Source organism: Streptomyces sp. NBC_00019 (assembly GCF_045041015.1).
Classification (GTDB): domain Bacteria; phylum Actinomycetota; class Actinomycetes; order Streptomycetales; family Streptomycetaceae; genus Streptomyces.
The window spans coordinates 7,255,313-7,279,042 of record NZ_CP108302.1 but is presented as its reverse complement, the minus strand read 5'-3'; the positions used below and the strand labels follow the sequence as shown (position 1 = coordinate 7,279,042).

General features: G+C 70.2%; 24 protein-coding genes. 5 read left to right on the top strand and 19 right to left on the bottom strand.

From position 1 onward, the window contains the following. Positions 1-2 precede the first annotated feature (2 nt). The 7 genes from gatC to OHU89_RS34455 all read right to left on the bottom strand — a co-directional run bounded on the left by gatC (position 3) and on the right by OHU89_RS34455 (position 8,359). Positions 3-299 carry an Asp-tRNA(Asn)/Glu-tRNA(Gln) amidotransferase subunit GatC gene (gene gatC, locus OHU89_RS34485; protein WP_007384860.1) on the bottom strand — a complete coding sequence of 99 codons (297 nt, stop codon included), beginning with the start codon at positions 297-299 and terminating at the stop codon, positions 3-5. Between the two features lie 268 nt (positions 300-567). Then, entirely contained in the window at positions 568-2,808 is a 2,241-nt protein-coding gene (locus OHU89_RS34480; RefSeq protein WP_405648815.1) for a putative bifunctional diguanylate cyclase/phosphodiesterase, read from the bottom strand. A gap of 292 nt (positions 2,809-3,100) precedes the next feature. Next, a complete protein-coding gene (gene ligA / locus OHU89_RS34475; protein ID WP_405648813.1) occupies positions 3,101-5,293 on the bottom strand; it encodes an NAD-dependent DNA ligase LigA in 2,193 nt (730 codons plus the stop codon). Between the two features lie 15 nt (positions 5,294-5,308). After that, on the bottom strand, positions 5,309-6,307 hold the full coding sequence (locus tag OHU89_RS34470) for a methionine synthase (RefSeq protein WP_405648811.1): 999 nt from the start codon (positions 6,305-6,307) through the stop codon (positions 5,309-5,311). Beyond that, positions 6,304-6,993, bottom strand: a complete 690-nt coding sequence (locus OHU89_RS34465; RefSeq protein WP_405648809.1) for an SDR family oxidoreductase — start codon at positions 6,991-6,993, stop codon at positions 6,304-6,306. Before OHU89_RS34465 ends, OHU89_RS34470 begins: the two co-directional genes overlap by 4 nt. A gap of 26 nt (positions 6,994-7,019) precedes the next feature. After that, positions 7,020-7,559: a TIGR00730 family Rossman fold protein gene (locus OHU89_RS34460; RefSeq protein WP_405648807.1), complete on the bottom strand. Its 540-nt coding sequence runs from the start codon at positions 7,557-7,559 to the stop codon at positions 7,020-7,022. Next, positions 7,556-8,359, bottom strand: a complete 804-nt coding sequence (locus OHU89_RS34455; protein ID WP_405648805.1) for a class I SAM-dependent methyltransferase — start codon at positions 8,357-8,359, stop codon at positions 7,556-7,558. Before OHU89_RS34455 ends, OHU89_RS34460 begins: the two co-directional genes overlap by 4 nt. Positions 8,360-8,435: 76 nt before the next feature. Here OHU89_RS34455 and OHU89_RS34450 point away from each other — a divergent pair, with 76 nt between their 5' ends. Together OHU89_RS34450 and OHU89_RS34445 are read left to right on the top strand one after the other, a co-directional pair. After that, positions 8,436-8,762, top strand: coding sequence for a DUF427 domain-containing protein (locus tag OHU89_RS34450; protein WP_405648804.1), 327 nt, complete (start codon positions 8,436-8,438; stop codon positions 8,760-8,762). Positions 8,763-8,791: 29 nt separating this feature from the next. After that, positions 8,792-9,574 carry an alpha/beta fold hydrolase gene (locus OHU89_RS34445; RefSeq protein WP_405648802.1) on the top strand — a complete coding sequence of 261 codons (783 nt, stop codon included), beginning with the start codon at positions 8,792-8,794 and terminating at the stop codon, positions 9,572-9,574. On the opposite strand, the gene mnmA is transcribed toward OHU89_RS34445, so the two are convergent. Beyond that, positions 9,564-10,691 (bottom strand): tRNA 2-thiouridine(34) synthase MnmA, encoded by a 1,128-nt coding sequence (gene mnmA, locus OHU89_RS34440; RefSeq protein WP_405648800.1) that lies wholly within the window; start codon positions 10,689-10,691, stop codon positions 9,564-9,566. The two genes, OHU89_RS34445 and mnmA, sit on opposite strands and share 11 nt — an antisense overlap. A 60-nt stretch (positions 10,692-10,751) precedes the next feature. Here mnmA and OHU89_RS34435 point away from each other — a divergent pair, with 60 nt between their 5' ends. Then, entirely contained in the window at positions 10,752-11,414 is a 663-nt protein-coding gene (locus OHU89_RS34435) for an N-acetylmuramoyl-L-alanine amidase (RefSeq protein WP_266887752.1), read from the top strand. A 58-nt stretch (positions 11,415-11,472) separates the two neighbouring features. Here OHU89_RS34435 and OHU89_RS34430 read toward each other — a convergent pair whose 3' ends face one another. From OHU89_RS34430 to OHU89_RS34420, 3 genes are read right to left on the bottom strand one after another with little or no spacing between them, the layout of a single operon-like run. Next, a complete protein-coding gene (locus OHU89_RS34430) occupies positions 11,473-12,642 on the bottom strand; it encodes a cysteine desulfurase family protein (protein WP_405648798.1) in 1,170 nt (389 codons plus the stop codon). Between the two features lie 52 nt (positions 12,643-12,694). Then, on the bottom strand, positions 12,695-12,973 hold the full coding sequence (locus OHU89_RS34425) for a DUF4190 domain-containing protein (RefSeq protein ID WP_266887759.1): 279 nt from the start codon (positions 12,971-12,973) through the stop codon (positions 12,695-12,697). A gap of 36 nt (positions 12,974-13,009) precedes the next feature. Further along, a complete protein-coding gene (locus OHU89_RS34420) occupies positions 13,010-13,174 on the bottom strand; it encodes a hypothetical protein (RefSeq protein WP_405648795.1) in 165 nt (54 codons plus the stop codon). Between the two features lie 143 nt (positions 13,175-13,317). Here OHU89_RS34420 and OHU89_RS34415 point away from each other — a divergent pair, with 143 nt between their 5' ends. Further along, complete coding sequence (locus tag OHU89_RS34415; protein ID WP_405648793.1) at positions 13,318-13,944, top strand: TetR family transcriptional regulator; 627 nt, start codon at positions 13,318-13,320, stop codon at positions 13,942-13,944. Between the two features lie 76 nt (positions 13,945-14,020). Here OHU89_RS34415 and OHU89_RS34410 read toward each other — a convergent pair whose 3' ends face one another. From OHU89_RS34410 to OHU89_RS34400, 3 genes are all read right to left on the bottom strand, one after another. Next, positions 14,021-14,419, bottom strand: a complete 399-nt coding sequence (locus OHU89_RS34410) for a hypothetical protein (RefSeq protein ID WP_405648792.1) — start codon at positions 14,417-14,419, stop codon at positions 14,021-14,023. Positions 14,420-14,533: 114 nt separating this feature from the next. Next, the gene (locus tag OHU89_RS34405; RefSeq protein WP_405648790.1) at positions 14,534-15,550 is read right to left on the bottom strand and encodes a helix-turn-helix transcriptional regulator; all 1,017 of its coding nucleotides are present in this window, start codon (positions 15,548-15,550) and stop codon (positions 14,534-14,536) included. A gap of 57 nt (positions 15,551-15,607) precedes the next feature. Then, the gene (locus OHU89_RS34400) at positions 15,608-16,462 is read right to left on the bottom strand and encodes a thioesterase family protein (RefSeq protein WP_266887765.1); all 855 of its coding nucleotides are present in this window, start codon (positions 16,460-16,462) and stop codon (positions 15,608-15,610) included. A 136-nt stretch (positions 16,463-16,598) separates the two neighbouring features. Between OHU89_RS34400 and OHU89_RS34395 the strand changes: the two genes are divergently transcribed. After that, positions 16,599-17,819 carry an alpha/beta hydrolase gene (locus OHU89_RS34395; RefSeq protein WP_405648787.1) on the top strand — a complete coding sequence of 407 codons (1,221 nt, stop codon included), beginning with the start codon at positions 16,599-16,601 and terminating at the stop codon, positions 17,817-17,819. Here the strand turns inward: OHU89_RS34395 and OHU89_RS34390 are convergent. From OHU89_RS34390 to OHU89_RS34370, 5 genes are all read right to left on the bottom strand, one after another. Beyond that, the gene (locus tag OHU89_RS34390) at positions 17,728-18,384 is read right to left on the bottom strand and encodes a trimeric intracellular cation channel family protein (protein WP_405648785.1); all 657 of its coding nucleotides are present in this window, start codon (positions 18,382-18,384) and stop codon (positions 17,728-17,730) included. The genes OHU89_RS34395 and OHU89_RS34390 overlap by 92 nt on opposite strands. A gap of 66 nt (positions 18,385-18,450) precedes the next feature. After that, entirely contained in the window at positions 18,451-19,683 is a 1,233-nt protein-coding gene (locus tag OHU89_RS34385) for an ABC transporter ATP-binding protein (RefSeq protein ID WP_405648783.1), read from the bottom strand. A gap of 11 nt (positions 19,684-19,694) precedes the next feature. Next, on the bottom strand, positions 19,695-20,792 hold the full coding sequence (locus OHU89_RS34380; protein WP_266821713.1) for an ABC transporter ATP-binding protein: 1,098 nt from the start codon (positions 20,790-20,792) through the stop codon (positions 19,695-19,697). Then, the gene (locus tag OHU89_RS34375) at positions 20,789-21,787 is read right to left on the bottom strand and encodes an ABC transporter permease (RefSeq protein ID WP_266887773.1); all 999 of its coding nucleotides are present in this window, start codon (positions 21,785-21,787) and stop codon (positions 20,789-20,791) included. Before OHU89_RS34375 ends, OHU89_RS34380 begins: the two co-directional genes overlap by 4 nt. A 110-nt stretch (positions 21,788-21,897) precedes the next feature. Next, complete coding sequence (locus tag OHU89_RS34370) at positions 21,898-23,694, bottom strand: ABC transporter substrate-binding protein (protein WP_405648778.1); 1,797 nt, start codon at positions 23,692-23,694, stop codon at positions 21,898-21,900. Positions 23,695-23,730: the final 36 nt, after the last annotated feature.

The window sequence follows — 23,730 nt, the reverse complement described above, 5'->3', positions numbered from 1 at the left end:
GGTTAGTCCTCCCCCAGGATCTGCGGCACCTTGAAACGCTGCTGCTCCTGGGCCGGGGCGCCGGAGAGCGCCTGCTCGGGGGTGAGCGACGGACGGACCTCGTCCGCCCGCATGACGTTCGTCAGCGGGAGCGGGTGCGAGGTCGGCGGTACGTCTTGGTCGGCGACCTCACTGACGCGTGCGACCGCGCCGATGATGTCGTCCAGCTGTCCCGCGAAGTGCTCGAGCTCTTCGGGCTTCAGCTCCAGACGCGCCAGCCGTGCGAGGTGGGCGACCTCCTCGCGCGTGATGCCAGGCATGCAGCGATCCTCTGGGTGAGAGTGTGTGGTTTGGGGCCAATCCTATGGGGCGGCGCCCTGTGCCCGTGAAACGGTTTCCTCGCCCCCGCCGCCCCTGCCCGTTCCCACCCCTGGGGGCTGCGCCCCCAGACCCCCGCTATCGGCCCTGAACGGGCCTCGTCCTCAAACGCCGGACGGGCTGAGTTGTACGGACCGGCGTCAGCAAATCCAGCCCCTCCGGCGTTTGAGGAGCGGGGTCGAAGGGGCGGCGGGGGCGGAAATCGCCCGGCTACTCGTCGGCGGCAGCCGCCGGCAGAGCCGCCCGCGGGCGCTGCCATCCGCGTGAACCCCGGGCCAGCAGCCAGGCCGTGGCCTCCTCGGCCGGCATCGCCGCCGCCACCAGCCAGCCCTGTACGGCGTCGCAGCCCAGGTCCCGCAGCCGCTCCCAGGTCTCGTCGTCCTCGACGCCCTCGGCGACCACGAGGAGGCCCAGCGAGTGAGCCAGATCCACCGTGCACCGCACGATCTCCGCGTCCTCGGTGTCGATCGCCAGCCGGGCCACGAAGGAGCGGTCGATCTTCAGTTCGCTGACCGGCAGCCGACGCAGATGCACCAGCGACGAATAGCCGGTGCCGAAGTCGTCCAGCGACATCTTCACGCCGTGCCCGGTCAGCCCGGCGAGGGTGTCGGCGGCGCGCTGCGGGTCCTCGAGAAGCACGTGTTCGGTTATCTCCAGCTGGAGCGAGCCCGCGGGGACGCCGTGCCGGGCCAGCCGGGCGGCGACGGAGCCGGCGAAGCCGGGGGTGTGGACGTCGCGCGGGGAGACGTTGACCGCGACGGGCACGTACAGGCCCTGGGCGCGCCACCGGGCCACCTGGGCGAGCGCGGTGTCGAGGACGTACTCCGTGAGGTGCGGCATCAGCCCCGACGACTCGGCGATGGCGATGAACTCGTCCGGCGGCACCTTCCCGCGCTCCGGGTGCACCCACCGGACGAGGGCCTCCAGGCCCGCCACCTGTCCGTCGAAGCGGACCTTGGGCTGGTAGTGCAGCTGGACCTCGTGCGCGTCCAGCGCGCGCCTCAGGTCGCCCAGCAGACCGAGGCGGTCGGGGGTGTTGGAGTCCCGCTTGGACTCGTAGACCTCGACGCCCGTACGGTCCCGCTTCGCCTGGTACATCGCCACGTCCGCCCGGCGCAGCAGCCCCTCGGCGTCCAGGGCGTGGTCGGGGAAGACGGCGACGCCGGCGCTGGCCTCCAGGACGAGGGTGAGCCCGTCGAGGTCGAGCGGGGAGCTGAGGGCCGCTACGAGGTTGCGGGCGACCCGGGTCGCGGACGTCGTGGAGTCGGCGACGGGCAGTAAGACGGCGAACTCGTCACCGCCGAGCCGTGCGGCCTCCGCTCCGCGCGGCAGGGCCGCCTGGAGCCGGTCGGCTATCTGCAGGAGCAGCCGGTCACCGGCCAGGTGGCCCAGGGTGTCGTTGACCGACCGGAAGCGGTCGAGGTCGATGAGCATCAGGGCGGCCCGGGCGCCGATGCGTTCGGCGTCGTCCAGGGCGGTCCAGATCCGTTCGAGGAGCCATTGCCGGTTGGGGAGCCCGGTCAGCGGGTCGCGCAGCTGCTCCTCCGCCCGGGCCCGGGCTATCCACAGGGTGGAGTCGAGGGCGATGAGCGGGATCGAGAAGAGCGGCAGCAGCACCGGTTTGGCGACGGCGACGACGCAGACCAGCGGTGCGATGCCGAGCAGCGCGACCGCGACCAGGCCCTGTCTGACGAGGGCGGTGCGGGCCACGGTGGGCAGGCCGCCGGTGCGCGGGGCGTGCAGGTACCACAGCAGGGTGCGGGTGACCGCGAGGTAGGCGGCCGCCACGAGGAGCACCTCGGGGGCGGTGTAGAACGTCCAGGTGTCGGGGTTCCAGGGGGCCTCGACGGACGGGATGCGTCCGAACGCGGCCAGCACCAGGGCGCCGGCGCCGATGCCGAGGATGTCCACCGCGCCGTGCAGGACGCCCTGTCGCCAGCGGTTCCGCCTGGCTATGCCGACCAGGACGACGACGGTGAGACTGACCATCCCGGCGGGCACCCAGCCGTACAGCAGCAACACGGCGAGGGTGAGGGCTGCGCCCGAGCCGGTACCGCCCCACCAGCGGGCGCGGCCGAGCGCGACCAGGTGGCCGACGATGATGCCGGTCAGCACGGCCAGGGACCAGCCGACGGTGCCGGACGGGAAGAGGGCGTGGCCTCCGGTGTAGGCCCGGTAGAAGCCGGCGCCGAGCACGAACCCGGCCGCCGCGACGACCCCGGTGGGCAGTGCGGGCCAGGACAGATGCCGCTCGGACCCGGAGCCCGGCAGCCCGGGGGTGTGTTCGGCGAGCTGTACGGCGTTACGTCCGGCTGCCGCGGAGTACGGTCCGAGGGCGCGCCCCTCCTCGCCCGGACGGTTCGCGGACCGTGCCGACCACCGGCTCCCCCGCCAGGCGCCCGTCAGCCGGCGCAGCCATGAGTCCGGGGCGGCGCTCTCGGTCGGTTCCATTCCCGTCCCTCTCACAGCCGGCGGTGCCCACGCCACGCGGCCCGTTGCCCGACAAACCCTCGACGGCGCCGCGTTGGAAAGCCCTTCCCCCTGCTCTGGAGGAGCAAGGGGATGCCCCAACCGCAGCTGGGCACGGCAGGCGCACCTCTCAACAGTAGGCCGCAGAAGGCTTCCACGGGCAACGGTCGTTGACGGTTGCCCGAATGCGCCCCGGCCACCCGTATGCATCTGGTATGCGCCGATCGGGTGGCCTTCAACCGCTACTCCGCCCTACTCCTCGCCCGCTTCGCGCCTACTCCTCGGTCGGAAGCGCGACTTCGGCGGCCGCCTCGGGACCCTGTTCCAGCAGGACATCGAAGCCGTCCTCGTTCAGGACGGGCACCTTGAGCTGCATCGCCTTGTCGTACTTCGAACCTGGATTGTCCCCCACAACGACGAAAGACGTCTTCTTCGAAACAGAACCGGTCACTTTCGCACCCAGAGTTTGCAATGCCTCCTTGGCACCGTCACGGGTGAAGCGCTCCAGGGTGCCGGTCACGACGACGGTGAGGCCTTCGAGGGGGCGGGGGCCCTCGTCCTCGCCGGAGCCCTCCTCCTCCATGCGGACGCCGGCGGCCCGCCACTTGCGGAGGATCTCCTGATGCCACTCCTCGGCGAACCACTCCTTGAGCGACTTCGCGATGATCCCGCCGACACCGTCGGTGCCGGCCAGCTCCTCTTCCGTCGCCTGCTCGATCCGCTCGATCGAGCGGAACTCACGGGCCAGCGCCTGGGCGGCGACCGGGCCGACGTGGCGGATCGAGAGGCCGTTGAGGAATCGGGCGAACGGACGGCTCTTGGCCTCCTCGATGTTCTTGAGCAGGGCGAGCGTGTTCTTCTTCGGCTCGCCCTGCTGGTTGGCGAAGACCGTGACGACCTTCTCCTCGCCCGTCTTCGGATCACGCTTGGGCAGGCCGCTGTCGTGGTCGAGGACGTACGCCTTGATCGGGAGCAGCTTCTCCACGGTGAGGCCGAAGAGGTCGCCCTCGTCGACGAGCGGCGGGTCGGCCGGCTCCAGGGGGCGGGTGAGCGCGGCCGCCGCCACATCGCCGAAGTGCTCGATGTCCAGGCACTCGCGGCCGGCGAGGTAGGAGACGCGCTCCCTCAACTGCGCGGGGCAGGTGCGCGCGTTGGGGCACCGCAGGTCGATGTCCCCCTCCTTCATGGGCTTCAGCGGCGTCCCGCACTCCGGGCACTCGGCCGGCATCACGAACGCGCGCTCGCTGCCGTCACGCAGATCCACGACCGGCCCGAGGATCTCCGGGATGACGTCACCGGCCTTGCGGATCACCACGGTGTCACCGATGAGGACGCCCTTGGCCTTGACGACGTCCTGGTTGTGCAGGGTGGCGAACTCGACCTCGGAGCCCGCGACCGTGACGGGCTCGACCTGGGCGTAGGGCGTGACCCGACCGGTTCGACCGACGCCGACCTTGACGTCGATCAGCTTGGTGTTCACCTCTTCCGGCGCGTACTTGTAGGCGATCGCCCAGCGGGGCGCGCGAGCCGTGGAGCCGAGGCGCCCCTGGAGACGGATCTCGTCGAGCTTGACGACCGCGCCGTCGATCTCGTGCTCCACGGAGTGCCGGTTCTCGCCGAAGTACGCGATGAACTCCCGTACGCCGTCGAGGCCGTCGACCACCTTGTTGTACTGGGCGGTGGGTAGGCCCCAGGCCTTCAGCAGGTCGTAGCCCTGGGAGAGACGGGTCATGCCGTCGAAGCCCTCCAGGGCGCCGATGCCGTGCACGACCATGTGGAGGGGGCGGGTGGCGGTGACGCGCGGGTCCTTCTGGCGCAGTGAACCGGCCGCCGCGTTGCGCGGGTTGGCGAAGGGCTTGTCACCGGCCTCGTTCAGACGGGCGTTGAGCTCCTCGAACTTCTCCATCGGGAAGTAGACCTCGCCGCGGATCTCCACGAGGTCGGGGACCTTGTCGCCGGTGAGCCGGTCCGGGATCTCCGCGATGGTCCGGACGTTGGGCGTGATGTCCTCGCCGGTGCGGCCGTCACCGCGGGTCGCCGCACGGACGAGACGGCCCTGCTCGTACGTCAGGTTGACGGCGAGACCGTCGACCTTCAGCTCGCACAGGAGGTGGTAGTCGGAGGTGCCGACGTCCTTGGCGACGCGCTCGGCCCAGGCCGCCAACTCCTCGTCGCTGAAGGCGTTGTCGAGGGAGAGCATGCGGGAGCGGTGCTCGACGGAGGTGAACTCCGTCTCGTAGGCCCCCGCGACCTTCTGCGTCGGCGAGTCCGGCGTCCGCAGCTCGCTGTACTCCTCCTCCAGCGCCTCGAGCGACCGCAGGAGCTTGTCGAACTCCGCGTCGCTGACGACCGGAGCGTCCTTCACGTAGTACCGGAAGCGGTGCTCCTCGATCTGCTCAGCGAGCTTCGCGTGCTGCTCCCGCGCCTCGGCGGGCACCGTCGTCTCCGCTTGCTTGTCGCCGGCCACCGTGTTGTCCTCCCGTTACTCTGGGTTGTCCGCGAGGGATCTCGCCGCCTGGACGCAGTGGGCGAGAGCCGAGCGCGCGTAACTCGGGGAGGCTCCCGCGAGTCCGCACGCCGGAGTGACCGTGACCGCCTCCGCGAGAAGCCCCGGATGCAGCCCCAACCTGCGCCATAGCGTCCTGACACCCATGACGCTACCGGCAGGGTCCGACAATGCCGTGTCCGTGCCGGGCACGACACCGGCGAAGAGCCGGGTGCCGTTCTCCACCGCCTCACCGATCGCGTCGTCGTCACGCTCGGTGAGAAGGCTGAAGTCGAAGGAGATCGCCGCCGCACCGGCCCGGCGCAGGAGGGCGAACGGGACGTCCGGTGCGCACGAGTGGACCACGACGGGGCCGCCCCCGTGAACCCCGACGACGTCGCGGAGGGTCGACTCGACGACCTGCCGGTCGACGGCGCGGTGGGTGCGGTAACCGCTGGCGGTCTTGACGTGCCCGCGGAGCACGGCGATGAGGGAGGGCTCGTCGAGCTGGAGGACGAGTTGGGCGCCGGGGATACGGCGCTGCACTTCGGCGAGGTGGTCGCGCAGTCCCTCGGCGAGGGAGCCGGCCAGGTCCCGGCAGGCGCCGGGGTCGCCGAGGGCGGCCTCACCGTTGCTCAGCTCCAGCGCGGCGGCGAGGGTCCAGGGACCGACGGCCTGCACCTTGAGCGGGCCCTCGTACCCCTGGGTGAACTCCTCGAGGGCGTCCAGGTCTTCACCGAGCCAGGACCGGGCGCGCTTGGTGTCCCGGCCCGGCCGGTCCCCGATCCGCCACCCGCTGGGCTCAACGCGCGCGTACACCTCGACGAGCATCCCGGCGGTCCGCCCGATCATGTCCGCGCCGGGTCCGCGCGCGGGGAGCTCGGGCAGGAACGGGAAGTCGTCGAAGGAACCGGTGGCCGTCCTGGCGGCCTCCCTGGCGTCGCCGCCGGGCAGGGAGCCCACGCCGGTGGCGGGACCGAAGGTGAACCCGGTCATCGTCCCGGCCTCACTGTCAGGTCGTTGATCTCCGCGTCCCTGGGCAGGTCGATCGCCGTGAGGATGGTCGTGGCGACCGACTCGGGGTCGATCCACTTCAAGGGGTCGTACTCCTTCCCCTCCTGCTGGTGGACCTTCGCCTGCATGGGGCTGGCGGTGCGGCCGGGGTAGACCGAGGTGACGCGGACACCGTTCGCGTGCTCCTCGTGGCGCAGGGAGTCCGCGAGGGCCTTCAGACCGTGCTTGGAGGCGGCGTACGCGGACCAGTCGGCGTGGGCGTTCAGGCCCGCGCCCGAGTTCACGAACACCACATGGCCACGCGCGACCCGGAGTTGGGGCAGGAGGTGGCGGGTCAGTTCGGCGGGGGCGATCAGGTTCACGTTGAGCTGGTGGTGCCAGGCCTTCGGGGTCAGCTCGCCGACCGGGCCCAGGTCGACCACGCCCGCGATGTGCAGCAGGGAGTCGACCCGGTCGGGCAGCGACTGGTGGGAGAAGGCCCAGGACAGCCTGTCCGGGTCCGCCAGGTCACCGACGAGTGTCCGCGCCCCGGGGAACTCCGCCGCCAGCTCCTTCGCACGGCCCGCGTCGCGCGCGTGGAGCACGAGTTCGTCTCCGCGCGCGTGCAGACGGCGGGCCACCGCCGCGCCGATGCCGGAGCCCGCCCCGGTGATCACATGTGTAGCCATGCCGCCATGCTCGCATCACCCGGGGGTCACCCGATGCCCTGGTTCTCCTCCAGGTACGCCAGCGCCCCCACCGGCTCCTCCGCGAAGAACACCAGGTCGGTCAGTGGACGCGGCAGGAAGCCCTCGTCGTCCATGCGCCGGAACTGCTCCTTGAGGCCGTCGTAGAAGCCCGCGGTGTTCAGCAGGACCACCGGCTTGTCGGTGTGGCCGTGCTTCTTCAGCTCCAGGATCTCCGTCGCCTCGTCGAGCGTGCCCGTGCCGCCCACCATGATCACCACCGCGTCGGCCTTCTCCAGGAGCAGCTTCTTGCGCTCGGCGAGGTCCTTCGCGATCACCATCTCGTCGACCCCGGGACGGACCTTGGCGGCCAGGAACTCGACGGAGACGCCGACGAGCCGGCCGCCGGTCTCCTGCACCCCGTCCGCGACCACCTTCATCAGCCCGACGTCCGAGCCTCCCCACACCAGGGTGTGGCCGCCCTTGCCGAGCAGTTCCGCGAACTCCCGCGCGGGGCGGGTGTAGCGCTCGGCGAGGTCGGCGGCGGAGAGGAAGACGCAGATGTTCATGGGCCCACCGTACGGGCCCGGTCCGACATCAGGGTCAGGCGGATCTTCGACTGCCGGTGCGGCAGCCGCTCCCAGTCGTCCATGAACCGGGCCTTCAGGCCGTGGCGTGCGGCGATGGCGGTCAGGGTCCGCGTCCGGTAGTAGAAGTCCTCGTGCAGCACCTGGTGTTCGCGGCCCTCGGTGCGGTTGAAGGTGAAGTCGAAGAAGCCGCCGGGCGCGAGGACGCGTCCCACATGCGCGAGGCACTGCTCGACGACCTGCCGGGGCGAGTGCGAGAAGACACTGTGCGCGTGGACGACGTCGAAGTACCCCTCGGGCAGGAAACCGAAGGTCAGGTCGCCGACGAGCATCAGATGCGGCAGTTTGGACTGCAGACCCTCGCGTACGAGGGTGCCCTGGGCGGCGAGCAGGATGGCCGGTGAGATGTCGAGGCCGTAGTAGTGGCCGGTGTCCAGGTGGTCGATGAAGAGGCGTCCCGCGCGGAGGTTCCCGCAGCCGATCTCGAGCACGTGGTGCTCCGGGCGCAGGCCGTGGGCCAGCAGGTAGTCGAACTGCATCCGGCCGATCTGTGCCCAGCGTTCGGGCGACGGGTTGTGTCCCACCGCCGCCTCGGGGCTGCGGGCCGTGTCGTCGGCCATCACCGCCCGGTAGTACGCGATGTGCCCGGGGTGTCTCATCCGCAGCCAGGCGTCCCGCGCGGCCCGCCGTGTGTGGGCGGGTACCCGCTCGGGGTGCCGCAGGGCGTAACGGACCCGGTGGACGACGTTCTGGCGGTCTCTGGACGGATCTGCGGCTCCCATGAGGCCTCCTCGGGAAGAACTCGGGGCCGGCGTGCGCTGCACCTTCAACAGACGGCTACCCCAAGGAGGCCCGACCGTGACCCAAGGGCACCGCATCACCGTCGAGAAAGGCACCTCGCACGTCCGCGTCGTCCACGGCGACCAGGTCCTCGCGGAGACCGACCGGCCCCTCGTCCTGCGCGAGACGGGCTCTCCCGTGCGCTACTACATCCCCGCCGAGGACGTACGCCTGGACCTGCTGACCCCGTCCGACACCCACACCGTCTGCCCCTTCAAGGGGACGGCCTCGTACTGGTCGCTGCCGGACGCGGCGGACCTGGTCTGGGCCTACCCCGACCCGAAGCCGGGCGTGGCCGAGATCAAGGACCACCTCTGCTTCTACGAGGTGGAAGTCACCGATTAGTCCGGCGGCCGGTGGGAGTCTCCACCGGCATGGACAAGAAGACTCTTTCCCGCGACGGCACGCCCATCGCCTACGAAAGCACCGGGCAGGGCCCTGCCGTGATCCTCGTGAGCGGGGCGATGTCGACGGGCGGCACGCTGGCTCCGCTGGCCGTGCCGCTGTCGGACCGGTTCCAGGTCCTCGTGTACGACCGCCGGGGCCGCGGCGAGAGCGGTGACACGGCGCCGTACGCGGTGGAGCGTGAGGTCGAGGACCTCGCCGCGCTGATCGACGCGGCGGGCGGTGAGGCGTGTCTGTACGGGATCTCGTCGGGCGGGGCGCTGGTGCTTCAAGCAGCGGCGAGCGGGCTGCCGGTGCGCCGGGCCGCCGTGTACGAGACGCCGTTCGCGGACTTCTCCGAGCACGGTGCGAAGGGGCGGGCCGAGTACACCGAGAACCTGACCGCCGCTCTCGCTCAGGGCCGGCGCGGGGACGCGGTGGAGCTGTTCCTCCGGCTCGTCGAGATGCCCGACGAGATGATCCAGGGCGCCCGCCGGTCCCCCATGTGGCCCGGCATGGAGGCCGTCGCACCGAGTCTGGCCTACGACAATGCCGTCCTGGGCGACGGTCTGGTGCCCCGGGACCGGCTGGCCTCGATCGCCGTCCCCGTCCTGGCGGTCGCGGGAGGTGCGAGCCCCGAGTGGCTCCAGGAGGCCACCCGGGCTGTCGCGGAGGCGGCGCCGAAAGGGTCGTACCGGAAGCTGGAGGGCCAGACCCACATGGTGGATCCGACCGCCCTGGCTCCGGTGCTGGCCGACTACTTCACCCGGTAGCGTCCGCCGTCGCGCGCGTGGTCGTCGCGATCGTCGCCGAGCCGACCACGCGCGTGTCGTCGTACAGCACGATCGCCTGGCCGGGGGCCACGCCGCGGACGGGCTCGGTGAACGACACCCGCAGTTCGCCGTCCACCAGCTCCGCGGTCACCTGCGTCTCGCCGCCGTGGGCGCGGAGCTGGGCGGTGTAGGTGCCGGAGCCGGTCGGGGCGGTGCCGCACCAGCGGGGCTTGATGGCCGTCAGCGCGTCGACGTCCAGGGCGGCGGCCGGGCCGACCGTCACGGTGTTGTTCACCGGGGAGATGTCCAGGACGTAGCGCGGCTTGCCGTCGGCGGCCGGGGTGCCGATGCGCAGGCCCTTGCGCTGGCCGATGGTGAAGCCGTACGCGCCCTCGTGGGTGCCGATCTTCGCGCCCGACTCGTCGACGATGTCGCCCTCCGCCTTGCCGAGGCGATTGGCCAGGAAGCCCTGGGTGTCGCCGTCGGCGATGAAGCAGATGTCGTGGGAGTCGGGCTTCTTGGCGACCGCGAGGCCGCGGCGCTCGGCCTCCGCGCGGATCTCGTCCTTGGTCGTGACCGTGTCGCCGAGCGGGAAGAGCGCGTGGGCGAGCTGCTTCTCGTCGAGGACGCCGAGGACGTACGACTGGTCCTTCGCCATGTCGGAGGCGCGGTGCAGCTCGCGCGAGCCGTCCTGACGGACGATCACCTGGGCGTAGTGGCCCGTGCAGACCGCGTCGAAGCCCAGCGCGAGCGCCTTGTCGAGCAGGGCGGCGAACTTGATCTTCTCGTTGCAGCGCAGGCACGGGTTCGGGGTGCGCCCCGCCTCGTACTCGGCGACGAAGTCCTCGACCACGTCCTCGCGGAAGCGGTCGGCGAGGTCCCAGACGTAGAACGGGATGCCGATGACGTCCGCGGCGCGGCGGGCGTCGCGGGAGTCCTCGATGGTGCAACAGCCACGCGCGCCCGTGCGGAACGATTGGGGATTCGCCGAGAGGGCGAGGTGGACACCGGTCACGTCGTGGCCGGCTTCCGCGGCACGGGCGGCGGCGACGGCGGAGTCCACACCGCCGGACATGGCGGCGAGGACGCGGAGGGGGCGCTGCGTGGAGTGAGTCATAACTCTTCAAGGGTACGGGGGCGCGGGAACCGGAGCCCACGAGTATCCGTTGACGATCACATGGGGGCGAGAGAAGCATCCAAGGACGGCGACCGGCGCATCGGGCGCCGCGCCCTGCTGATCGGCGGGGCGGCGGCCGCGGTGGGCACCGGTGTGCTGGCCCGGGACGAGCTGGCGCGCCTGTGGTGGCGTACGCCCGGCGTGGAGAAGCCGCGCAAGGCGGGCGAGGTCGACTACACCGGCGCACGCTGGGTCGCGGCCTCGGACGCCAACTGGCGGCGCGCGGACCGGCCCGACGACTACGGCATAGACATGGTGGTCGTCCATGTCACCCAGGGCAGCTTCGACAGCGCGGTGAAGGCCTTCCAGGATCCGGGGCACCAGGCGGCCGCGCACTACATAGTCGGCAAGAACGGCCGGGTCACACAGATGATCCGCGAGCTGGACGTGGCGTACCACGCGGGCAACCGCGACTACAACGAGCGCAGTGTCGGCATCGAGCACGAGGGCTTCGTGGACCGGCCCGAGGACTTCACGGACAAGATGTACGAGGCCTCGGCCCGGCTGACGGCCCGGATCTGCGCGCGCTACGACATACCCGTGGACCGCGAGCACATCATCGGGCACGTGGAGGTGCCGGGGACGGACCACACCGACCCCGGTGAGCACTGGGACTGGGACCGGTACATGAAGCTCGTGCGCGAGGCCGCAGTGAAGGTGTGACACAGGTCACGCCTTCACCGGAAGCGGCCTCCGCGTCGCCGGGAAGCGCTCCGGTTCCCTACGTCAGCCCCGCCGCCCGGGCACGTTCCACCGCCGGGCCGATCGCCTTGGCGACCGCCTCCACATCGGCCTCGGTGGAGGTGTGGCCGAGGGAGAAGCGGAGGGTGCCGCGGGCGAGGTCCGGGTCGGTGCCGGTGGCGAGGAGGACGTGGCTGGGCTGGGCGACGCCGGCGGTGCAGGCGGAGCCGGTGGAGCACTCGATGCCCTGGGCGTCCAGGAGCAGGAGCAGGGAGTCGCCCTCGCACCCGGGGAAGGTGAAGTGGGCGTTGGCCGGGAGCCGGCCCTCCGAGGAAGGGTCGCCGCCGAGGATCGCGTCCGGGACCGCCGTACGGACCGCTTCGACCAGGGCGTCGCGCAGGGCGCCGATCTCCCGGGCGAACCACTCGCGCTGCTCGGCGGCGAGCCGGCCCGCGACCGCGAAGGAGGCGACGGCGGGGACGTCGAGGGTGCCGGAGCGGACGTGGCGCTCCTGGCCGCCGCCGTGCAGGACGGGTACGGGGGTGTACTCACGGCCGAGGAGGAGCGCGCCGATGCCGTACGGACCGCCGATCTTGTGGCCGGAGACGGTCATCGCGGCAAGTCCTGAACCGGCGAAGTCGACGGGGACCTGACCGAACGCCTGGACGGCGTCGGCGTGCAGCGGGACGCCGAACTCCTTGGCCACGTCGGCGAGTTCACGGACCGGCATCACGGTGCCGATCTCGTTGTTCGCCCACATCACGGTGGCGAGGGCGACATCGTCGGGGTTGCGCTCGACGGCCTCGCGCAGGGCGTCGGGGTGGACGCGGCCGTACGCGTCGACCGGGAGGTACTCGACCGTGGCGCCCTCGTGTTCGCCGAGCCAGTGCACGGCGTCGAGGACGGCGTGGTGCTCGACGGGGCTGGCCAGGACTCGGGTGCGGGCCGGGTCGGCGTCGCGGCGGGACCAGTACAGGCCCTTGACCGCGAGGTTGTCGGCTTCGGTGCCGCCGGAGGTGAGGACCACCTCGCTGGGGCGGGCGCCCAGTGATTCGGCGAGGGTCTCACGGGCCTCCTCGACGGTGCGCCTCGCGCGGCGGCCGGATGCGTGGAGGGAGGAGGCGTTGCCGGTGACGGCCAGCTGTGCGCTGAGTGCCTCGACTGCCTCGGGAAGCATCGGAGTCGTCGCGGCGTGGTCGAGGTAAGCCATGGTGACCCGATTCTACGGGCCCTGTTGAGAGGACTCGGTGCAAGGGTTGGTGCTAGAAGCTCCAGGACACCGTGCTGTCCATCTGCATGAACGCCACCAGCACCAGGAGGTCGGCGACGCCCAGGCCCAGACCGAGGAAGGCGCGGCCGCGGCGGGCGGTGCCGCGCCACAGGGCGACCGAGGCCAGGGCGATGGCGATCGGACCGAGGAAGACGTTCAGGACCAGGAGGCCGACGAGGCCGAGGATGAAGGCGGCCACGGCCATGCCGTCGGCGTCGCGGACCGCGGTGCGGTGGGTGGTCGGTGCGGTGGTCGGTGCGGTGAGCTGCATGGTGATCAGTCCCCTGAGTGCGTGATGTCGGGTGGGTCAGCGGGTCGAGGCGCGGCGGCGGCCGTGCCGCTCGCGGAGCGCGAAGATGCCGAGCCAGGCGGCGATCACGGCGGCGGCGACGGCGGTGAAGGCGAACGGTGCGTGGGCGACGGTACCCAGGACGGCACCGAAGAGCAGAAGTGCGGCGACGAGGAACAGCATGGGATGGATCCCCCTCCGAGATGCTTGCGTGGTGCTTCTCGTTACATGTCGGTGAACAGTTGTAGTTACAGTTGTTCACTGACTCCAGAGTCTAGCGCGCCCGACGACTTCTCAATTCCAGAGAACAGTTGTTTACTGATGACATGAGTCACACCCTCGGCATCCGGCAGGCCCAGAAGCAGAAAACCCGGCAGGCGCTCCTCGACGCCGCGTTGGGACTGCTGGAGGAGCAGAGCCTGAGCAGTCTGGGCCTGCGCGAGGTCACGCGCGCCGTCGGCGTCGCGCCGACCGCCTTCTACCGGCACTTCCGCTCCACCGCCGACCTCGGTATCGCCCTCGTCGAGGAGGCGCTGGGCAGCCTGCATCCGTTGATCCGCACGACGGTCACCTCGGCCGACAACGCCGAGGAACGCATAGTCCGTGCCATCGAGTTGATCGCCCACCACGTGAGCACGCACCCCGCCCACGTCCGCTTCATCGCCCGTGAGCGGCACGGCGGGGTCCAGCCCGTGCGGGAGGCCATCCGGGGCCAACTGGCCCGGTTCGCCGCGGAGGTGAAGGAGGAGCTCGCCAAGGACGTGGAGTCCGAGGACTGGAGCGACGACGACCTGCTGATGCTGGCGAACCTCTACGTCGACCAGATGCTCATCACCGCCTCGCTGTTCCTGGAGGCACTGGAGGGCTCGGAGCAGGAGCGGGAGCGGGTCCGGCAGGTCGCCACCAGCCAGATGCGGCTCATCAGCATCGGCCGGGACCACTGGCGCGGCTGAGCCGCACCGACCGCAACGCCCAGGGGCGGCACCCCCCTTCATCGGGAGTGCCGCCCCTGTCGTACGACGTGGCAGGTCAGCTCTTCGTGGCCGATGCCGTCGCCTGCTGGCTCGGCGCCCCGCTGGGCGCCGCACCGCCGCCACCACCGGGACCACCGCAGCCGCTGCCCTGGCCGCCGCCGGGACCGCCACCCTGACCGCCCCCACCGGGGCCGCCGCTGGGCGCACCGCTGGGCATGCCCGAGGGCGCGCCGGACGGCTGGGCCGTGCCGTTGGCGGTGGGTGCGCCCGACGGGGCACCGCTGGGCATGCCCGACGGGTTGCCGCTCGGTGCGCCGGAGGGCGCCTGACACGACTGCTGCCCGGAGTTGCCGCTGTCGGAGGAGGACGAAGAGTCGCCCGAGCCGCAGGCCACCAGGGCGAGGGGCGAGAGCGCCAGCAGGGCCACTGCGGGGATGAGACGCACACGCTTCATGAGAAACAACTCCAAGAAGGATGAGGGAGTCCTGAGGGCTGGAACTCAATCAACGCGGCTTAGGGCTTCCTTGAGTGATCGCTGTCCCCGGCCTGTGCGCAAGGCAAAGCCCCTCTAAAGGATCACTTCTGACCTGCGATTTTCTCCGTGCTCGTCTTCTACTCGCTGGTACAAGCCCGTGACAGAGGCGGCCGCCCGGAACAGTTCTTCGCGCACTTCGGGAGGGGAGAGCACCTCGACCCGGTCGGAGAACTGCAGCAGTTGGCGGGCCTCGCCGAGCACGCCGTACGACAGCCGGACCGTCACCCACTCACCCGCACCGTCGTCCTCGCCGTCGTCCTCGGGGAGTTCGGTCAGCCAGGGTCCGTTGAGCCGCAGGAACAGGTCGAGGCGATCGCGCCGGACCCGGACGACGACGTCGATGCCGCCGGGGCGCTTCTCGACCTCACGGCGCAACACCTCCCACACGTCGGCGAGTTCGACGCCCGGGCGCCGTTTCACCGGGTCGTCGAGCACGGTCGCCGCCCGCACCCGGTCGGCACGGAACAGCCGCGGACTCCCCCGCCGGTCGGCGACGAGATACCAGACGCCGGCCTTGGAGACGAGGCCGTACGGGTCGACGGTGTACGTCCGCGGTTCCGGCTGCCCGCTGTGCCGGTAGCGCAGCCGGAGTCGGCGGTCGGCGAAGACCGCGTCCTGGAGCACGTCCAGGTCGACGGCGGCCCGCGGTCCGCCCTTCCAGCGGGTGGCGTCGACGAGGACGCGCCGGGCGGTCGCCTCGGCGGCGGGCCGATGGGGTGCGGGCAGCGCCGCCATCACCTTGCGCAGCGCCGAGCCGAGCGCCGCGTCCAGGCCGAGCGCGGCATGCGCGCCCTGGGCGGCCAGGATGAACAGGGCGCGGGACTCGTCGGCGGTCAGCCCGGTGACGTCCGTACGGAATCCCGCGAGCAGTTCGATGCCCCCGTGCCGCCCTCGTTCGGCGTAGACGGGGACGCCCGAGGCGGACAGGGCCTCGATGTCCCGGTAGATCGTGCGTACGGACACCTCGAGGCGTTCCGCGAGTTCGTGCGCGGGGACGCGGCCGCGGGTCTGCAGGAGCAGCAGGATCGACAGGAGGCGGTCGGATTTCACCCCTCCAGGATCCCTCGTGCGGGGAAGGCAGCCGGAGTTGCCCGGTACCGCCTCGGATCAGCCGAGCCTGACGCGGGCGAGCTGGCGGGACTGGGCGACCAGGCGGTCCGCGCTGTCCCAGACCTCGGCGTCCTCCTCCAGGAAGCCGCCGGCGAGATTGCGGGTGGTGATCGAGACGCGGAGGGGGCCCGGGGCCGGGCGGCAGCGGACGTGGACCGTCAGCTCGACCGTCGGGACCCAGCCCTTGAGGCCGATCTCGAAGGCGGTGGGCGGCAGCGCGTCCACCGCGAGGAGCAGCGAGAAGGGGTCGGCGTCGCGACCGTCGGCGAGACCGAACCAGGCCCGCATCTCGCCCTTGCCGGACGGCGCGCCGAGGGCCCAGCCCAGGGTCGACGGGTCCAGCTTGAGCATCAGCCGGTCGGTGATGGCGGAGCTGCCGTCGACCGGGGCCGGCCCGTCCTCGGGGCCGAAGCACTGGTCCATGGGCGGGAACGCGGGCGGCTTCGCCGTCGTACGGACGTCGTCGGGCAGGGAGCCCAGGTCGCCGTAGGAGGCGAGGACGCGGATGCGCTCGATCTCGTTGCCCTGCTCGTCGTACTGGAAGAGCGAGGCCTGGCCGGTGGAGAGGGTGCGGCCGGTGCGGACGATGTCCGTGCGGACGACCGCGGGGCCGGGCTGGGAGGCGGTCAGATAGTGCGCGGAGATCGTGAACGGGTCGGCGTGCGGCAGGGCGTCCGCGAGGGCGCGGCCCAGGACGGCCAGAAGATAGCCGCCGTTGACGGCGCTGATGATCGTCCAGCCGGCGGAGAGGTCGATGTCGTAGACGCCGGGTTCGCGGAGGGTGAGCGCGGTGTCCCGGTCGAACTCGCTGTCGCCGATCGTGGCCTGCGTGGCGGTAGCTGCTTCTGGCATGACTGAACGGTACAACAAGTAATTACTAAGCGGTAGCTTTTCGCTCGACCAAGGGAGGGTGAGAGCGGGGCAATTTCCTGGTAAGTGTCCGCACTCGTCCGTAAACCCGATGCCCCAACGCCCCCTCTGTAGGGGCATGAGCCTCACCGGGACCACGTTCCTCTTCACACTGATCGTGCTGTCCGTCGTCGCCGTCGTCCTTCCGCTCGTCCTGTGGTCGCGGCTGCCGGGACCCCGCGCCCTGCGCGCCGCGGGCCGACTGCTGATGGTGGTGTTCGCCCAGGGGACCGCCGTCGCCCTCGTCTTCGTCCTGGTCAACAACCAGAACAACCTGTACGACGACTGGGCCGACCTGCTCGGCACCGGGGACCACGTCCAGCAGGCCGCGGACCTGGGCGCCGACGGCACCGGCGGTATCGCGCTGAAACGGCTCCCGAGGGTCCGGCAGCACTTCACCGGCGTCTCCGGACCCGGGATGCATGGGGTCCGGGAGACCCAGCTCGAGGGCCGGGTGTCCGGTGTGAACGCCGAGGTCTACGTCTGGCTGCCCCCGCAGTACGGCCGACCCGCCTACCGGCACCACAGGTTCCCCGTGGTCGAGCTGCTGTCGGGCTACCCGGGCTCGGCGAAGGCCTGGTTCGGATCGCTGCACGCGGTGGACCAGCTGCGGCCGCTGATGCGTGACGGCCGGGTGGCGCCGTTCATCATGGTCGCCCCACGCATGAACCTGCTCGCGGGGGTGGACACCGGGTGCGCCAACATCACGGGCACCGTGAACGCCGACTCCTGGCTCAGCGTCGACGTGCCGAAGATGGTCACGGACAACTTCCGCGCCCAGGCCGGTCCGGCGGGCTGGGCGGTGGCCGGATACTCGGCGGGCGGGCACTGCGCGACGAAGCTCGCCGTCGCCCATCCCGACCGCTACCGGGCCGCGGTGAGCATGTCCGGCTACAACGACCCGATCGGCGAACGCAACTCGCTGGCCGCCGAGACCTCCGCGCTGCGCCGCGCCAACAACCCCTACGTGCTGCTGCGCGACGCCCGCACCCCGCCCGCGATCGCGCTCTACCAGTCCGGCCAGACCGGCGACGGCTACGAGGCGGCCACCGGCCTCGCACAGGTCGCGAAGGCGCCGACGACCGTGCACGTCGTCTACGTCCCGAAGAGTGCGGGCGGCCACAACATGGCGCTGTGGCGGCCGCAGGTGGTCCCGGCGTTCCGCTGGCTGACCGAGGAGATGGGCCTGCTGCACGGCCGGGCGGGAGCTACTCCTCGCGCACGGTCGAGCGCCGGTTCCAGGCCCGCGGAGCTCGCCAGTGGAACCGCATCGCCAGCAGCCGCAGCACGAAGGCCGTGACGGCCGCGAGCCCGCTGGTGAACGGCGTGAGGGCGTCGTAGCGGATGCACAGGGCGACCATGGCGGCGCCGACGATCGCCGGGACCGCGTACAGGTCGCGGTCCCAGCGCAGCAGCGAGGGCACCTCGTTGGCGAGCACGTCCCTGAGGACACCGCCGCCGACGGCGGTGGCGAGGCCGAGGGTCACCGACTGGGTGAGGCCGAGCCCGTACTCGTACGCCTTGGTCGTCCCGGCGACGCAGAACAGGCCGAGGCCGGCCGCGTCGAAGACGTTCACGCCGGCCTGGATGCGCTCCACGTGCGGGTGCAGGAAGAAGACCAGCAGGGCGGCGAGCAGCGGGGTGACGAAGTACCCCAGGTCCGTGAAGGCCGCCGGCGGTACCGCGCCGATGATCAGGTCCCGGAACAGTCCACCGCCCAGCGCCGTGACCTCGGCGAGGACGGCGATGCCGAAGACGTCGAAGTTCTTGCGGACGGCCAGCAGCGCGCCGGAGATGGCGAAGACGAAGATGCCGACCAGATCGAGCGTGTGCTGTACGGAGGGGCTGAACAGATTCTGGAACACCCCCATATTCTCACCCAGCAGTAAGCCCCCGCCTTACAAATGAAGGCGGGGGCTCGCTGACAGGACTTACTTCTCCTTGGAAGGAGCTTCAGGCTCTTCGGCAGGAGCTTCAGGCTCTTCCGTCTCCTCGGCGGCGATCTCGGCGACCTCCGCCGCCACCGCGGCCGACGTCTCCGCCGACTCCGCGAGCACCTCGTCGGCGACCAGCTCGGCCGCCTCCTTGGCGACCGTCAGCAGGACGGTGTCCTGCGGGGCCTGGTCCTCGAAGTTCTCCGGGTGGTGGCAGGCGACCTGCTGACCGGGCTTGAGCTCGATGAGCTTCGGCTCGGTCGTCTTGCAGATCTCCGTCGCCTTCCAGCACCGGGTGTGGAAGCGGCAGCCGCTCGGCGGGGAGATCGGCGAGGGCACGTCACCCTTGAGCAGGATGCGCTCGCTCTTGGCGTTCTTGCGCCGCGGGTCCGGGATCGGCACCGCCGACATGAGCGCCTTGGTGTACGGGTGCATCGGCGCCCGGTACAGCGACTCACGGTCCGCCAGCTCGACGATCTTGCCGAGGTACATCACCGCGATCCGGTCCGAGACGTGCCGGACGACCGAGAGGTCGTGCGCGATGATCACGTACGTCAGACCGAGTTCCTGCTGAAGGTCGTCCAGCAGGTTCACGACCTGGGCCTGGATCGACACGTCCAGCGCGGAGACCGGCTCGTCGGCCACCACGAGCTTCGGGTTGAGCGCGAGCGCGCGGGCGATGCCGATGCGCTGACGCTGACCGCCGGAGAACTCGTGCGGGTAGCGGTTGTAGTGCTCGGGGTTGAGACCGACCACCGACAGCAGCCGCTGGACCTCCGCCTTGATGCCGCCCTCGGGCGTGACGCCCTGGAGCTTGAAGGGGGCGCCGATGATCGTGCCGATGGTGTGGCGCGGGTTCAGCGACGAATACGGGTCCTGGAAGATCATCTGCACATCGCGGCGCAGCGGACGCATACCGCTCACCCCGAGGTGGGTGATGTCCTTGCCCTCGAACTCGACCGTGCCGGCGGTCGGTTCGAGCAGCCGGGTGATCAGCCGGCCCATCGTCGACTTGCCGCAGCCCGACTCGCCCACGACACCGAGGGTCTCGCCGGACTTGACCTCGAAGTCGATGCCGTCGACCGCGCGCACCGCGCCGACCTGCCGCTGGAGCAGGCCCTTCTTGATCGGGAAGTGTTTCTGGAGCCCGGTCACCTTCAGCAGGGTCTCGCCAGGGGCGGCGTCGCCCTTGGTGATCACCGTGCCTTCGCTCTGCGCAGGGATGCTCACTTTGTCCTCGCTCACAGCTTCGGCGCAATCTCTTCGATCCAGATACGCTCCCGCTGCTCCTGCGACATGTGGCAGGCGGCCCAGTGCTGGCTGCCCACCTCTGACAGCTCGGGGCGGACCGTGCGGGTGACGTCGTCCTTCGGGATGTCCGCGTACGGGCAGCGCGGGTTGAAGGCGCAGCCGGACGGGATGTTGATCAGCGAGGGCGGGGAGCCCTTCACCGGGATCAGGCGCTCCTGCTGGTCACGGTCCAGGCGCGGCATCGAGCCGAGCAGACCCCAGGTGTAGGGGTGGCGGGGCTCGTAGAACACCTTCTCCGCCGGACCGCGCTCGACGCACCGGCCGCCGTACATCACCAGAATGTCGTCGGCGAGCTCGGCGACGACGCCCAGGTCGTGGGTGATGATGATGACCGCGGAGCCGAACTCCTTCTGCAGATCCCGGATCAGGTCGAGGATCTGCGCCTGGACGGTCACGTCCAGGGCGGTCGTCGGCTCGTCCGCGATGAGCAGTTCGGGGTTGTTGACCAGCGACATCGCGATCATCGCGCGCTGGCGCATACCGCCGGAGAACTCGTGCGGGTAGCTGTCCACCCGCTTGTCCGGCTGCGGGATGCCGACACGGTCGAGCATCTCCACGGCACGGCGCTTGGCGGTCTTCTTGTCCACCTTGTGGTGGATGCGGTACGCCTCCACGATCTGCTGGCCGATCGTGTAGTACGGGTGCAGCGCGGACAGCGGGTCCTGGAAGATCATCGCCATGTCACGGCCGCGCAGCTTGCGCACGTGGTCGGGGTCGGCGGTGAGCAGCTCGGTGCCGTCCAGCCAGATCTCGCCGGAGATCTGCGCCTTGCGCTTGCCGTACTGGCCGGCGGTGTGCAGGCCCATGATGCCGAGCGAGGTCACCGACTTGCCGGAGCCGGACTCGCCCACGATGCCGAGGGTCTTGCCCTTCTCCAGCTGGAAGCTGAGCCCGTCGACGGACTTGACCAGACCGTCGTCGGTCGGGAAGTGCACCTTCAGGTCGCGCACTTCCAGGAAGGCGGTCGGCGCGGGCGAAGCGGGGGTGGGCTCGCCCACGGCTGCTCCGCTCTTGCTGAGTTCGGTCATGCGAGCCTCACTCGGGGGTCGATCACGGCGTACATGACGTCCACCACGAGGTTGGCGATCAGCACGGCTACGGAAGTGATCAGGGTGACGCCCAGAATGATGGGCAGGTCCTGGTTCTTGATGCCGTTCAGCACCGCCTGGCCGAGGCCGGGGAGGCTGAACGTGGTCTCGGTCAGGATCGCGCCGCCGATGAGGGCGCCGAGGTCCATACCGAGCATGGTCAGGATGGGCGTCATCGTGGAGCGCATGGCGTGCTTGCCGATGACGACCTGTTCCTTGAGGCCCTTGGCGCGCGCGGTTCTGATGTAGTCCTCGCCGAGGATCTCCAGCATGGTGGCGCGCGTGATCCGGGCGTACATCGCGGCGTAGAGGAAAGCCAGGGTGATCCAGGGCAGGATCATGCCGCCGAGCCAGCCGGTGAAGCTGTCCTCGAGGGGCACGTACTCGCCCTCGATCCAGCCCAGGCTGTAGGAGAAGATCGCCAGGCTCAGCAGACCGGTGAAGTAGATCGGGAGGGAGACACCCGCGAGCGCGACGACCATCGCACCGCGGTCCCAGAGGCTGCCCCGCTTGAGCGCGGAGAGCACACCCGCCGAGACGCCGAGGATCAGCCAGAGTACGGCGGCACCGAGCGCGAGCCCCAGGGTCACCGGGAAGCGGTCGGTCAGCACCGGCCAGACGGCCTGCTCGCTGCGGAAGGAGTAGCCGAAGCACGGCGCGGAGCAGTGGATGACGTCGCCGCCGCCCACATAGGTGCGGCCCGCGAAGATGCCCTTGAAGAACTCCCAGACCTGAGCGTAGATCGGGTCGCCCAGTCCCAGCTTCTGCCGCACGCCCTCGACAGCGGCGGGGTCGGCCTGCTTGCCCACGAAGCTCAGGGCGACGTCGACACCCGCCCACTTGGGGACGAGGAAGAAGATGCCGAAGACCACCATGATGATGACCACGAGCATCACTGCGGCGGCAAACAGCCGCCTGATGAGGTAAGCGAGCACAGCTCTCGGCCCGCCGCGGACCGCGGGCCACCGGAGGTCGTCCGATGACCCGCGATCTCACGTCGCCGGCCTTCACCTGCCTTTCGTGCCGTTCGGCGGGTGTGCCGGGATTACTTCGAGGACTTCAGACCGAGGTTGACGAAGTCGTACATGCCGCTGTAGTTGTCCGACGTGTAGACGTTGGCCAGGCGGTCACCGCGCCAGTTCACGAACTTCTCGAAGACGAACGGCAGGTAGTAGCCACCGTCCATCACCGCGTGGTTGATGTCCTTGGCGAGCTGCAGCTTCTCCGCGTCACCCTGCGTCTTCACGTAGGTGTCGAACAGACCGTTGATCTTCTTGTCGTCGATCATCGCGAAGTTGTTGTTACCGCTCTCCAGGATGTACTTGCCATCCCACAGCGGCAGACCGAAGCCCTGGACGGACGGGAAGTCCGCGCCCCAGCCCATGATGATGATGCCGAAGCCCTTCTTCTTCACGTTCGAGGGGCTGCCGATGATGCCGGAGGTCTGCGAGCCGTCGTACTGCTCGATGTCGACGGTGATGCCGACCTTCTTCAGCGAGGCCTGGAGGGACTCGGCGGTGGCCACCTCGACCGGCTTGTTGTTACGCACGGCGATGGTGGTCTTGAAGCCGTTCGGCTGACCGCAGGCCTTCAGCTCTTCCTTGGCCTTGGCGACGTTGCCGTTCTTGTTGGCACCCGAGAGCTCGTACGGGTCGTAGGACTGGCCCTCGGAACCCGGAACGGTCGGCGGGAGCATGTTGGTACCGATGTCACCACCGGCGACCGGGCCACCGCGCGCGGTCTGCAGCGAGACGTGGTCGGCACCGTAGATGACGGCCTTGCGGCAGTGCTCGTTGTCGAACGGCTTCACCGTCTGCGGGAAGACCGCGTAGCGGATGTAGCCGGAGACCGGGTTGTCCAGGTTGCCCTTGTGCTCCTGGAGGGCGCTGGTGCGGCCCTGCGGGGACAGACCGGTCTGGTTGATGTCCAGGTCGTAGTCACCGGCGAGCAGACGGGCGTCCAGGTCGTTGGCGTTCGAGAAGAACTTGACCGAGATCTTGTCCGGGTACGCCTTGCGGATCGGGTCCGAGGCCTGGTCCCACTTGTCGTTGCGGACCAGGACCAGGTCCTTGCCCGGGCTGTACGACTGGAACTTGTACGGGCCGGAGGAGAACGGGTGCAGACCGTACTTGGACTTGGTGTCCTTGTCCTGGCGGACCGGGGAGGCCGAGACCAGGGCGAGGATCTCCTGGAAGTCGGCGTTGGCCTCGGGCAGCTTGAAGACGACGGTCTTGTCGTCCGGCGTCTCGATGGCCTTCAGACCCAGCTTGTCCGCGGAGGTGTCCTTGTACGGGCCCTTGTACTCGCCCTTGGGGTCGAGGACGTCCTTCAGGTACACCGGACCGCCGGACAGCACGTCCTGCGCCCAGACGCGCTCGATGCCGTACTTGACGTCCTTGGACGTGATCGGCTTGCCGTCCTCCCACGTGATGCCGTCACGCAGGGTGTACGTGTAGGTCTTGCCGTCGTCGGAGACCTTGGCGAGACCGCTGGCGAGGTCCGGCGTGAGCTCGGTGCCCTTCTCGCCCGGCGCGGGGGCACCCGTCACGAGCTGACGGCTGTAGTAGCGCGCGAAGTTCCACATGAAGCCGTAGTAGCCACGCGTGGTGTCCCACGAGTCGGCGTCCTGGGCACCGGCGAACTTCAGCTCGCCGCCCTTCTTGGCCAGCGAGGCCTGGGCGACCTTGTTGTTCGCGGCGTTGAAGCCGGCCGCGCCCGAGCTGTTGTTGTTGCTGTCGCCGTCATCACCGCCGCCGCACGCCGCCGTGGTCAGCAGCGCGGCGACCGCGGCGACAGCGGCAAACGCCTGCTTCCGCCGCCCTGAGGTGCGTTGGGTAGTCACGATCTCGGATCCTCCGGTTTTGATGAGAGACCCCGT

Bases quoted from the DNA above. Each gene is read 5' to 3' on its own strand.
- gatC (WP_007384860.1), bottom strand. From the start codon at position 299: ATGCCTGGCATCACGCGCGAGGAGGTCGCCCACCTCGCACGGCTGGCG.
- OHU89_RS34480 (WP_405648815.1), bottom strand. From the start codon at position 2,808: ATGGAACCGACCGAGAGCGCCGCCCCGGACTCATGGCTGCGCCGGCTG.
- OHU89_RS34470 (WP_405648811.1), bottom strand. From the start codon at position 6,307: ATGACCGGGTTCACCTTCGGTCCCGCCACCGGCGTGGGCTCCCTGCCC.
- OHU89_RS34465 (WP_405648809.1), bottom strand. From the start codon at position 6,993: ATGGCTACACATGTGATCACCGGGGCGGGCTCCGGCATCGGCGCGGCG.
- OHU89_RS34460 (WP_405648807.1), bottom strand. From the start codon at position 7,559: ATGAACATCTGCGTCTTCCTCTCCGCCGCCGACCTCGCCGAGCGCTAC.
- OHU89_RS34455 (WP_405648805.1), bottom strand. From the start codon at position 8,359: ATGGGAGCCGCAGATCCGTCCAGAGACCGCCAGAACGTCGTCCACCGG.
- OHU89_RS34445 (WP_405648802.1), top strand. From the start codon at position 8,792: ATGGACAAGAAGACTCTTTCCCGCGACGGCACGCCCATCGCCTACGAA.
- mnmA (WP_405648800.1), bottom strand. From the start codon at position 10,691: ATGACTCACTCCACGCAGCGCCCCCTCCGCGTCCTCGCCGCCATGTCC.
- OHU89_RS34435 (WP_266887752.1), top strand. From the start codon at position 10,752: ATGGGGGCGAGAGAAGCATCCAAGGACGGCGACCGGCGCATCGGGCGC.
- OHU89_RS34430 (WP_405648798.1), bottom strand. From the start codon at position 12,642: ATGGCTTACCTCGACCACGCCGCGACGACTCCGATGCTTCCCGAGGCA.
- OHU89_RS34425 (WP_266887759.1), bottom strand. From the start codon at position 12,973: ATGCAGCTCACCGCACCGACCACCGCACCGACCACCCACCGCACCGCG.
- OHU89_RS34420 (WP_405648795.1), bottom strand. From the start codon at position 13,174: ATGCTGTTCCTCGTCGCCGCACTTCTGCTCTTCGGTGCCGTCCTGGGT.
- OHU89_RS34415 (WP_405648793.1), top strand. From the start codon at position 13,318: ATGAGTCACACCCTCGGCATCCGGCAGGCCCAGAAGCAGAAAACCCGG.
- OHU89_RS34410 (WP_405648792.1), bottom strand. From the start codon at position 14,419: ATGAAGCGTGTGCGTCTCATCCCCGCAGTGGCCCTGCTGGCGCTCTCG.
- OHU89_RS34400 (WP_266887765.1), bottom strand. From the start codon at position 16,462: ATGCCAGAAGCAGCTACCGCCACGCAGGCCACGATCGGCGACAGCGAG.
- OHU89_RS34395 (WP_405648787.1), top strand. From the start codon at position 16,599: ATGAGCCTCACCGGGACCACGTTCCTCTTCACACTGATCGTGCTGTCC.
- OHU89_RS34380 (WP_266821713.1), bottom strand. From the start codon at position 20,792: ATGACCGAACTCAGCAAGAGCGGAGCAGCCGTGGGCGAGCCCACCCCC.